Annotated in this window: 9 protein-coding genes; 3 read left to right on the top strand and 6 right to left on the bottom strand. The window is 69.3% G+C overall.

Features of this window, described 5'->3' with window-relative positions; genetic code table 11:
• The first annotated feature begins 127 nt into the window (after positions 1–127).
• Positions 128–526 (top strand): two-component system response regulator, encoded by a 399-nt coding sequence (locus D7V77_RS18465; RefSeq protein WP_120577602.1) that lies wholly within the window; start codon positions 128–130, stop codon positions 524–526.
• 1 nt (position 527) lies between these two features.
• On the opposite strand, the gene rpe is transcribed toward D7V77_RS18465, so the two are convergent.
• Positions 528–1,187, bottom strand: coding sequence for a ribulose-phosphate 3-epimerase (gene rpe, locus D7V77_RS18460; RefSeq protein WP_120577601.1), 660 nt, complete (start codon positions 1,185–1,187; stop codon positions 528–530).
• A 173-nt stretch (positions 1,188–1,360) separates the two neighbouring features.
• Here rpe and D7V77_RS18455 point away from each other — a divergent pair, with 173 nt between their 5' ends.
• Complete coding sequence (locus D7V77_RS18455; protein ID WP_120577600.1) at positions 1,361–2,869, top strand: HD family phosphohydrolase; 1,509 nt, start codon at positions 1,361–1,363, stop codon at positions 2,867–2,869.
• A gap of 9 nt (positions 2,870–2,878) precedes the next feature.
• Here the strand turns inward: D7V77_RS18455 and pyk are convergent, their stop codons facing one another.
• From pyk to D7V77_RS18435, 4 genes are all read right to left on the bottom strand, one after another.
• On the bottom strand, positions 2,879–4,309 hold the full coding sequence (gene pyk / locus D7V77_RS18450) for a pyruvate kinase (RefSeq protein WP_120577599.1): 1,431 nt from the start codon (positions 4,307–4,309) through the stop codon (positions 2,879–2,881).
• A 99-nt stretch (positions 4,310–4,408) separates the two neighbouring features.
• Positions 4,409–5,224, bottom strand: a complete 816-nt coding sequence (locus D7V77_RS18445; protein ID WP_120577607.1) for a hypothetical protein — start codon at positions 5,222–5,224, stop codon at positions 4,409–4,411.
• A gap of 152 nt (positions 5,225–5,376) precedes the next feature.
• Positions 5,377–6,837, bottom strand: a complete 1,461-nt coding sequence (locus tag D7V77_RS18440) for an NFACT RNA binding domain-containing protein (protein WP_120577598.1) — start codon at positions 6,835–6,837, stop codon at positions 5,377–5,379.
• A 126-nt stretch (positions 6,838–6,963) separates the two neighbouring features.
• On the bottom strand, positions 6,964–7,170 hold the full coding sequence (locus tag D7V77_RS18435; protein ID WP_120577597.1) for an excinuclease ABC subunit A: 207 nt from the start codon (positions 7,168–7,170) through the stop codon (positions 6,964–6,966).
• A gap of 347 nt (positions 7,171–7,517) precedes the next feature.
• Between D7V77_RS18435 and D7V77_RS18430 the strand changes: the two genes are divergently transcribed.
• On the top strand, positions 7,518–8,825 hold the full coding sequence (locus D7V77_RS18430; RefSeq protein WP_120577596.1) for a glycoside hydrolase family 1 protein: 1,308 nt from the start codon (positions 7,518–7,520) through the stop codon (positions 8,823–8,825).
• Here D7V77_RS18430 and dusB read toward each other — a convergent pair.
• Positions 8,804–9,817 (bottom strand): tRNA dihydrouridine synthase DusB, encoded by a 1,014-nt coding sequence (gene dusB, locus D7V77_RS18425; RefSeq protein WP_120577595.1) that lies wholly within the window; start codon positions 9,815–9,817, stop codon positions 8,804–8,806. The genes D7V77_RS18430 and dusB overlap by 22 nt on opposite strands.
• Positions 9,818–9,858: the final 41 nt, after the last annotated feature.

The raw sequence follows: 9,858 nt of genomic DNA, 5'->3' as shown, positions 1-9,858 counted from the left end.
CTCCCCCGACTGTTGTCCTACCTACCCTTCAGGACGGGACAATGTTCACCCTCTTCACAAGATCCGGGCCTTCCTGTACTTCCAAGATGTTGCACGTTGATCCGCCCCTGTTCCCCCACAGAGGACCATGACTGCTCCCACTGTCCTCATCTCGGATGATGAGCCCCTTGTCGTGTCCGCACTCGCCCGGGAGGCCAAGCGCTCCGGCCTCGTCTGCGTGTCAGACACCACCTCCGAACATGTGCTGGAGCTGGCCCGCAAACACCGGCCCGCGGTCATCATCCTGGACATCAATCAGCACCAGGACGGACGGGACCTGCTCGCGCAGCTGAAGAAGGACCCCGTCACCCGCGACTGCAAGGTCATCATGCTCAGTGGCGTGGAGGATCAATTCACCCGCCACGTGTGCTTCGAGCTGGGCGCCGACGACTACGAAGTGAAGCCGTGCGACCCCACCTTCATGACCCGCATCGCCCGCATGGCCGCCGCCGCCGTGCGCCCTCCCGCTTCGCCCGAAGCCGCCTGACTCACGACGGGCGCAGCGAACGGATGGCCTGCGCGTAGTCCTTCGCGCCAAACACGTAGCTGCCCGCCACCAGCACCGTCGCCCCCGCGTCCACCACGCGCTTCGCCGTCTGCGCGTTGATGCCGCCGTCCACCTCGATGTCCACGTCCTTCAGCCCCCGCGCGTCCAACATCGCGCGCAGCCGGCGGACCTTGTCCACCGTGGACTCGATGAACGACTGCCCGCCGAACCCCGGGTTCACGCTCATCAAGAGCACCATGTCCACGTCCCCCAGCACCTCTTCAATCGCGGACAGCGACGTGCCCGGGTTCAACACCACCGCCGGCTTCGCTCCCGCCTGACGGATGGATTGCAGCGTGCGGTGCAGATGCGGGCTCGCCTCCTGGTGCACCGTCAGCACGTCCGCGCCCGCCTTCACGAACGCCTCCACGTACTTCTCCGGCTCCACAATCATCAGGTGCACGTCCAGCGGCTTCGTCGCCACCCGCTTGATGGCCTCCACGATGACCGGACCCAACGTGAGGTTGGGCACAAACCTGCCATCCATGACATCCACGTGAATCCAATCCGCGCCGGCGGCCTCGATGGCGCGGACCTCTTCACCCAGGCGGCTGAAGTCACAGGAGAGCAGCGACGGAGAGATGCGGACAGGGCGGGTCATGGCGGCGCTTCATAACCGCTTCCGGTGGGCCCTGGTACCTTCGCCCGGCAGGACAGGGTGCTTGCGGACACAGGTGGACCTGGCAGGTGGGGGGTCCGGGCAGCCGACACATCCTGCGTGCTACAACTTGGCGCGCCCGCGGCCATCCGCCGCATCCCACGGAGCCCGCCTCGGTGCTTCCCCAGTCCGTGCCCGCCTCCCCCAACCTGTCCCGCCGGCTCGCGAAGCTGACGTCCATCCTGGATGTCGCCAAGGCGATGAGCGCCGAGCGCGACCTCGACCTGCTGCTGCCCCTCATCCTCTATGAGGCCACCAAGGTCGTGGAGTCGGACCGCTGCTCGCTCTTCATCCTGGACCGCGAGCGCGAGGAGCTCTGGAGCAAGGTGGCCCAGGGCTCCAAGAACGAAATCCGTCTCCCCATGGGCAGCGGCATCGCCGGCCAGGTCGCCCATACCGGCGCCGTCATCAACATCCCCGACGCCTACGCCGACGCCCGCTTCAACAGCAGCTTCGACATCTCCAGCGGCTACCGCACCCACACCATCCTCTGCGTCCCCATGCGCGACGCCAATGGAGAGGTGACGGGCGTCATCCAGGCCCTCAACAAGCGCGGCGGGCAGGTGTTCGACGAGGAGGACGAGGAGCTGCTGCTCGCCCTGGGCGCCCAGGCCGCCGGCGCGATCGAGAACGCCCTCCTCCATGAGGAAATCAACCGCCTCTTCGAGGGCTTCGTCTCCGCGTCCGTCGTCGCCATCGAAGCGCGCGACCCCTCCACCGCGGGCCACTCCGGCCGCGTCGCGGACCTCACCGTGTCCCTGGCCCAGGCGCTGGAGCACCGCGCCACCGGCCCCTATGCCCAGACGCGATTCACCGCCGTGGAGCTGCAGGAGCTGCGGTACGCGTCGCTGCTGCACGACTTCGGCAAGGTGGGCGTGCGCGAGAACGTGCTCGTCAAGGCGGAGAAGCTGTATCCGCATGAGCTGGAGGCGCTCAGCGCTCGCTTCCAACTGGCCCGCAAGGATTTGCAGCTGCAGAGTTCCCGGCGACGGCTCGCCTCCGTGGAGGTCCGCGGCCTGTCCGCCCTGCCCTCCATCCATCAGGAGGAGGACGCGCGGCTCGGTCAGGAGCTGGCCCAGTTGGATGAGGTGATGGGCTTCCTGCTCACGTGCAACAAGCCCACGGTGCTCGCGCAGGGCAACTTCGAGCGGCTGCTGGAGCTGGGCAAGCTCACGTTCACCGACGCGCATGACCATGGGAAGCCGCTGCTGCTGCCCCAGGAAATCCAATCCCTCTCCATCACCCGCGGCACCCTCTCCCCGGAGGAGCGCCGCGAAATCGAGAGCCACGTCGACCACACGTACCGCTTCCTGTCGCAGATTCCGTGGACGCGCGCGCTGCGCCGCGTGCCGGAGATTGCGTACGCGCACCACGAGAAGCTGGATGGCACGGGCTACCCTCGCGCCGTCCCGGAGATTCCGGTGCAGTCCCGGATGATGTCCATCTGCGACATCTACGACGCGCTCACCGCGAGCGACCGGCCCTACAAGAAGGCCGTGCCTCACACGCTCGCGTTGGACATCCTCAAGAAGGAGGCGGGGTCCGGACAGCTCGACAAGGACCTCTTCACCATCTTCGTCGAGGCGGAGATTCCCCGCCGGGCTCTCAAGAAGAGCCCGGCGTAGGGCCCTGCATCAGGCGCTGATGGTGTGCAGCCGGAGGCTGTTGATCTTCCCCGGCTGGCCCACCGGCGCGCCGAACACCACCACGATGCGGTCGCCCCTGCGAGCGAGGCCCCGCGACACCAGCTCCTCCTCCACGCGGCGGAGCATGGTCTCCGTCTCCTGGATGGGCTCCAGCACGCGCGGCACCACACCCCAGAGCAGCGACAGGCGGCGGCGCACCTCCTGGTTCGGGCTGAACGCGACAATCGGCACCGTGGGCCGGTAGTGCGCGAGCAGCCGCGCCGTCACGCCGGACAGCGTGAAGGCCGCGATGAGCGTGGCGCCGCTGGCCTTGGCCGCCTCGCACGCCACGCGCGCGATGACGTCCGGGAAGTGCAGCGGCAGGCCCAGCGGGGCCTCAATCTGGCGCGGCAGGAGCTGCGCGCGGGAGGAGGACTCCGCCGCCAGGATGATGCGCTCCATCATCTGCACGGAGTCCAGGGGGAACTTGCCGCTCGCCGTCTCACCCGAGAGCATCAGCGCGTCCGCGCCGTCGTACACGGCGTTGGCCACGTCGCTGGCCTCCGCGCGCGTGGGACGCGGGTTGTCGATCATCGAGTTGAGCATCTGCGTGGCCACGATGACGGGCAGGCCGCGCAGGTTGGAGCGCCGGATGATGTCCTTCTGGACGGCGGGCACTTCTTCCGGGGGAATCTCCACGCCCAGGTCGCCTCGGGCCACCATCACGCCGTCCGTCTTGTCGAGGATGGCGTCCAGGCGCGCGATGGCCTCCGGCTTCTCCAGCTTGGAGATGATGGGCACCGTGCGGCCCACCTCCGCCATGGCCTGGCGCGCGGAGTCCAGGTCGGACGGCTGACGCACGAAGGACAGCGCGATGTAGTCCACGCCCGCCTTGAGGCCGAAGATGAGGTCCTCGCGGTCCTTGGGCGTGAGCGCGTCCGCGCGCACCGCCACGCCGGGCAGGTTGATGCCCTTGTTGTTCTTCAGGATGCCGCCGTGAATCACTTCTGTCTTGATGAGCTGCTTCTTGTCCGTCTCCACGACGCGCAGCTCCAGGAGGCCGTCATCCAGGAGGATGCGGTCGCCCGGGTTCACGTCCGCCGCCAAGTGCGGGTACGTGGTGGACACGATTTCGTCCGTGCCCTTCACTGTCTCGTCGGTGGTGATGTGGAAGGTGGCGCCGTGCTTCAGCTCCGTGCTGCCGGTGACGAAGCGGCCGGTGCGAATCTTGGGGCCCTGCAGGTCGCCCAGGATGCCCACCGCCTTGCGCACCTTCAGCGAGGCCGCGCGCAGCATGTCGATGTTCGCCTGATGCTGCTCGTGGCTGCCGTGGGAGAAGTTGAGCCGGGCCACGTCCATGCCGGCCTCCAGCAGCGCTTCCAACATCTCCGGGGTCTGACTGGCGGGACCGAGGGTGCAGACAATCTTTGCTCGTCGCATATGAGGCCGAACATCCGGCCCCAGCGCGTTTCGGTCAAGGAGTCACGGAGCGCGACCGAGCAGGTAAACCAGTAAATGTCCAGGCCGCTCGGCGTGCGCTCAACCGCGCAGCAGCGTGCCCAGGTTCTCTCGCTCCCAACGCAGCGCGGCGGCGTAGTGCGGGTACGTGCGCTCGCGCTCGCGGAAGGCGCGCGGGTGGTGCACGCGGCGCCCGGTGCGATTGCTGCTGGGGAACAGCTGGTGGAGCATCTCGTGGAAGACGATGAACTCCACGAAGAAGGCAGGCACGTCCGGCTTGTCCAGCGCGGGGTGGATGCGGATTTCGCGCGTCTGGTGGTCGTAGACGCCCAGGCGGATGGACTTGCGGCGGCGGCGCGGCGGCATGCGGCCCCAGCCGATGCGGGCCTGGATGGCGTTCTGGAAGTAGGCCTCGTTGACGCCGTTGTAGAGCGCGCGCAGGTCGAAGCAGCGGCCGAGCGGGTTCAGCTCCGCGTCGGATTCCCGGCGCAGCTGGCGGATGAGCGGCTGCTGGCCCCGGATGTACTCGTCCAGGAGGGCGCCCGCGGCGCGGTGCCCCCGGCCCGCGTAGTCCGCCACCGCGCGCACGATGACTTCGGGCGCGTCCAGGAACATGTGGTGCAGCCGCAGCTGGAGCACCTGCGAGCCGCGGCGGAAGGACACCATGGTGGAGCGGTTGTCCGTCACGGCCAGGCGCACCGGCATGCCCAGGTTCGCGCTCAACCGCCACGCGAGCGACTCCGCGCGCGACCAGAGCTCCTCACGCGACGCGGTGAGGACGCGCGGCGCTTCCTCCACGACGCGGTTGCGCGGCGGCAGCGGCGCGGGACCTTCCGGCACGCGCTGCGCGGAAGCGGCGGCGCGTTCCGCGGACGAGCCACGGGGGAACAGGGACATCTGGCGGAAGGCTTCGGGCGTCACGCGGGGGGCATCGTACCCGGCACTTCCCGAACCTCAAGGCCAGGGGATGGATGCCCGTCCGCCTGTCGACCGGGCCCACACGCCGCGCGTGACACCCCGGGTTGAATTCGTCCCAGAGGCATTGTCCTTCAGGACAGGCTGCCCGGGTCGCCATGGCGCGACTTGAGCAGCCGCTCCAGCCGCTCCGGCTCCATGCGCACCACGAAGGTCTTCTCCCGGGCATATGTCACCTGCCCGGGGGCCGCGCCCTTCAGCTTGCGCACGAACTTCACCGGCATGTAGCTCACCTCGCCGCGAGGTTCGCCCTTGGCCCCCGAGTGGTGCAGCGCGAGGTGCGCCGCGTCCAGGAGCACCTCCTGCGCCACCTCCGCGTTCTTCTCCACCGGCACCACCACGTGGCTGCCCGGCAATCCCCGCGCGTGCAGCCAGATGTGCCACGGACGGGCCACCTTGAAGGTGAGCTGGTCGTTGTCCTCCGCGCCGCGCCCCACCCAGATGCGCGCGCCGCCATGGCCCACGTACTCCTTGAAGGGGAGGCCTCCCTTTGGCCCCTCTTCCCCCTGGGTCACCTGGAGCACTTCCACCTGCGCGAGCAGCGCGGCGTCATCCATGGCTTCAATCTGCGTGAGCGCCGTCTGCGCGTGGGCGACCTCTCGCGCGAGCTCCGCCTCGCGGTGGCGGGCCTGCTCCACGCCGCGCAGCAGGCGCCGGTACTGGTGGAAGTGCCAGTCCGCCTCCTCCTTCGGGGTGCGCTTCGGGTCCAGCTTCACCTGGACCTCCTCCACGCCCGCCTCCGTATAGGAGGTGAGCGTCACCTGGGACGCGCCGCGCTTGAGCCGGTGCAGGTTCTGCGCGAGCAGCTCGCCCACTTCGCGGTGCTTCTCCGCCTCCGGGCCGCGCTGGGCCTCCGCGCGCACCTTCTCCAATGTGCGCGAGGAGCGCTTCAGCCTCGCCCGGTACGGCTGCGCGAGCCGGCGGCGGATGGTGTCCGCGCGGCTGGTGCGGTCCTTCTGTCCGAGCACCCGCTCGGCGGCCTGCAGCCTGGGCAGCGTGTCGTCTTCCTTCGGCTCCAGACGTGAAGGCTGCGCGCGGCCCTTCGCCAGCGCCTCCGCGGACACGGGCTCCGGTGGCGACCACTGCGCTCCGGGATAGAGGTTGCGCCTGGGGCCGAAGCCTTCGCCGGAGAGCATCAGCACCCGGTTGTTATCGCTGAGGAGCAGCAGGCCCCCGGGCGCGCCCACCTCCATCACCAGCCGGCGGCGCACGCCTTCGCGATCGAACTCCAGGATGATGGCGCGGCTCTCCTCCAGGTAGCGCGCGGCCTGGAGCTTGAAGCCGGTGAGCTCCTGGCGCAGCCAACGCTGGAAGGGAGCGGGCTCGCCTGGCGTGGGGAAGCGGTCCTCCGCGACGGACAGGCGCGACAGCTCGCCTTCGGCGCAGAGGCACAGCACGACCGATCTGCCCGGGACGCGCAGCTCCACGTAGGCCAGGCGGGGAAGCGGGCACCACGCCTTCTGGGCCACCGCGCCCACCAGCCGGGCCGCGGCCTCCGCCACGACCTCACCGAACTCCACCGGACGCAGCGACATGGGGGCCCCTCCCGGGCGGACACACGAGGAGACGTAAACCCCTGGCCCGCAAAAGAAAAACGGCCCGGCGGGTTTCGCCGAGCCGTTCACCGGACGTCAACGGACGCCCGAAATGACACCGCTACTTCAGGCTTCCGGGGTCGACGGGGCCGCGGGGGTCGCGGCCTTCCGGCGGGAAGCGGTCTTCTTCTTGGCGGCCTTCTTGGCGGCCGGCTTCTTCGCGACGGCCTTCTTGGCCGTACCGCGCTTGGCGGCAGGGGCCTTGCGGGCGGTCTTCTTCGTCGCGGTCTTCTTCGTCGCGGCCTTCTTCGCGGTCTTCTTCTTCGCGGCCATCGGAATCCTCCGTTCAGTGTTGAGGCCCGCGAGGACGCGAGCCCTGCACCCACTTCGAACTGAACGTGAGTGCTTGAAATGAATGGTACGGGCGACATGCCAGTGTGTCAACGCATGGTGATGTATTGCAGTGCGCGGCGAGGCCGATTTTTGGCCTCCGGGCGCTTCGAACCGTTCGTGGCGGTCATTTCGGGGGTCCGACGCGTCGCGCGCGAGGCCGAATTTCCGGCTCCGGACGCACTTCGAGGGTCCGCGCTCAGGGGCTGGATGTCCGCTGCCGTGCATCCGGCGCGCGCGCATCGCATCGCTTCCCGTCGTGGAGGCGGCGGCCTACGGTGCGCGCCCGAATGAGCTCCGCCGCGCTGACCTTCCCCTCGTCCTTCACCTTCGGCGTCGCCACTTCCGCGTACCAGGTGGAGGGCGGCATCGAGAACGACTGGGCCGAGTGGGAGCGGCTGGGGAAGTTGAAGGAACCCCATGCGAGATGCGGCATCGCGGTGGACCACTGGCGCCGCTACGCGGAGGACTACGCCCTGGCGAAGGCGGTGGGAGCCACGGCGTTCCGGCTGTCGCTGGAGTGGGCGCGAATCGAGCCCGAGCGCGGCCGGTTCGATGGCGCGGTGCTGGAGGGCTACCGCGAGCGGCTCTTGAAGCTGCGCGCGATGGGCCTGCGGCCGGTGGTGACGCTCCATCACTTCACCCACCCCACGTGGTTCCACGCGTCCACGCCCTGGCACCTTCCGGAGAGCCTGGAGGCCTTCCGCCAGTACGTGCGCCGGTGCGCGCCCCTGCTGGAGGGGCTGGACGCGCTCGTCATCTCCTTCAACGAACCGATGGTCCTCTTGTTGGGCGGCTACCTTCAGGGCCTGATGCCGCCGGGCATCGCGGACGGGGCGAAGACGATGGCCGCGCTCGGGAACATGGTGCGCGCGCACGTCATCGCTCGGGAAGAGCTGGGCCAGCACCTGGGACGGGTGGAGCTGGGCATCTCCCAGAACATGCTCGCGTTCGCGCCGGACCGCTGGTGGCATCCCCTGGACCGCTCGCTGGTGAGGCTGGCGGCCCCGGCCTACAACCACGCGTTCCACGAGGCGCTGTCGTCCGGCCACCTGCGCGTGTTCATGCCGGGCGTGGCGTCCACGGACGTGCGCATCGAGGGGGCGCGCGACTCCGTGGAGTTCGTGGGCGTCAACTACTACACGCGCGCGCACCTGCGCTTCATGCCGCGCCCGCCCTTCATCGACTTCAAGTACCGCGACCCGGACGGGCGCGGGCTCACCGACATCGGGTGGGAGCAGCGGCCCGAGGGCTTCCTCCAGCTCCTTCAGGAGGTGAAGCGCTACGGCAAGCCGGTGTGGGTCACGGAGAACGGCATCGACGACCGCAAGGGGACGGTGCGGCCGGAGTACCTCCACGCGCACCTGCGCCAGGTGCTGGCCGCGCGCGAGGCCGGCGTGGACGTGCAGGGCTACCTTTATTGGAGCCTGCTGGACAACTTCGAGTGGTTGGAGGGCTGGGGCCCGCGCTTCGGCCTCTACCACGTCGACTTCGACACGCTGGAGCGCCGCCCCACCCCGGCCTGCGACTACTTCCGCGCGGTCGCCACCGGGCGCGTGCTGGTGCCGCCCACGGCTCAGCCCAGCGCCGCGCGGTAGTCCACCTCCGGCTCCTCCAGAGGTGCCGTGGGGTCCGTGTCCGCGCCCGCGAAGAAGCGGCGCACGCTGTCCTCCACCGCCTCCGGCGAGTCCAGCCCGTTCACCTCCGAGCGGAAGTGCGCCGCGCCCTTGAGGCCGTGGGCGTACCAGGCCAGGTGCCGGCGGAAGGAGCGCACCGCGCTCAAGGGCTCCCCGACGAACTCCGCGTGGGCCCGGACGTGCTCCAGCACCAGCTCACAGCGCTCCTCCGGCGTGGCGGGCGGGCCGCCCGAAAGTTCGCGGAAGAGCCACGGGTTGCCCAGGGCGCCCCGGCCAATCATCACGAAGTCGCAGCCGGTGCTGTCTAGCATGCGGTGGGCGTCCGCCACCGTCTTCACGTCCCCGTTGCCCATGATGGGCAGCTCCGGGAAGTGGCGCTTGAGGTCCGCGATGTGGGCCCAGTTCGCCTGCCCCGAGTAGCCCTGCTCGCGCGTGCGAGGGTGCAGGGCGAGCCCCGCGCACCCCGCCTCCTGCAGCGCCTCCGCCACCTTCAGATAGTTGAGCGTGCGCGCGTCCCAGCCCGAGCGGATTTTACAGGTGACGGGCAGGCCGGTGGCTTCACGGATGGCACGGACGATGTCGGCGGCGCGGGGCACGTCGCACAAGAGGCCGCTGCCGGCGCCGTTGCGCACCACCTTCTTCACCGGGCAGCCCATGTTGATGTCGATGACCTGCGCGCCCGCGGACTTGCCCACCTGCGCGGCCTGGGCCATGGCCTCCGGCTCGCCTCCGAAAATCTGGAGCGAGTAGGGCTTCTCCACGTCCGGGTCGTAGCGCAGGTACTTGAGCGTGCGCTGGTTCTGGCGCATCAGGCCCTGCGCGCTGACCAGCTCCGTGGGGCAGAGGGCCGCGCCCAGCCGGAAGGCGATGACGCGGAAGGGGCGCTCGCTCACGCCGGCCATGGGCGCGAGGATGTAGGGGTTGGGGAGCGTGTAGGGACCCAGCTTCAGCATGGCTGAAGACACCCTATAACCCGGAGGGGAACAGAAGCGCG

Source organism: Corallococcus sp. CA041A, from assembly GCF_003612075.1.
Taxonomy (GTDB): domain Bacteria; phylum Myxococcota; class Myxococcia; order Myxococcales; family Myxococcaceae; genus Corallococcus; species Corallococcus exiguus.
Note: the sequence above shows the minus strand (reverse complement) of the source record. Positions and strands in the feature narration are given on the sequence as shown.

Bases quoted from the DNA above. Each gene is read 5' to 3' on its own strand.
- D7V77_RS18465 (WP_120577602.1), top strand. From the start codon at position 128: ATGACTGCTCCCACTGTCCTCATCTCGGATGATGAGCCCCTTGTCGTG.
- rpe (WP_120577601.1), bottom strand. From the start codon at position 1,187: ATGACCCGCCCTGTCCGCATCTCTCCGTCGCTGCTCTCCTGTGACTTC.
- pyk (WP_120577599.1), bottom strand. From the start codon at position 4,309: ATGCGACGAGCAAAGATTGTCTGCACCCTCGGTCCCGCCAGTCAGACC.
- D7V77_RS18445 (WP_120577607.1), bottom strand. From the start codon at position 5,224: ATGTCCCTGTTCCCCCGTGGCTCGTCCGCGGAACGCGCCGCCGCTTCC.
- D7V77_RS18440 (WP_120577598.1), bottom strand. From the start codon at position 6,837: ATGTCGCTGCGTCCGGTGGAGTTCGGTGAGGTCGTGGCGGAGGCCGCG.
- D7V77_RS18435 (WP_120577597.1), bottom strand. From the start codon at position 7,170: ATGGCCGCGAAGAAGAAGACCGCGAAGAAGGCCGCGACGAAGAAGACC.
- D7V77_RS18430 (WP_120577596.1), top strand. From the start codon at position 7,518: ATGAGCTCCGCCGCGCTGACCTTCCCCTCGTCCTTCACCTTCGGCGTC.
- dusB (WP_120577595.1), bottom strand. From the start codon at position 9,817: ATGCTGAAGCTGGGTCCCTACACGCTCCCCAACCCCTACATCCTCGCG.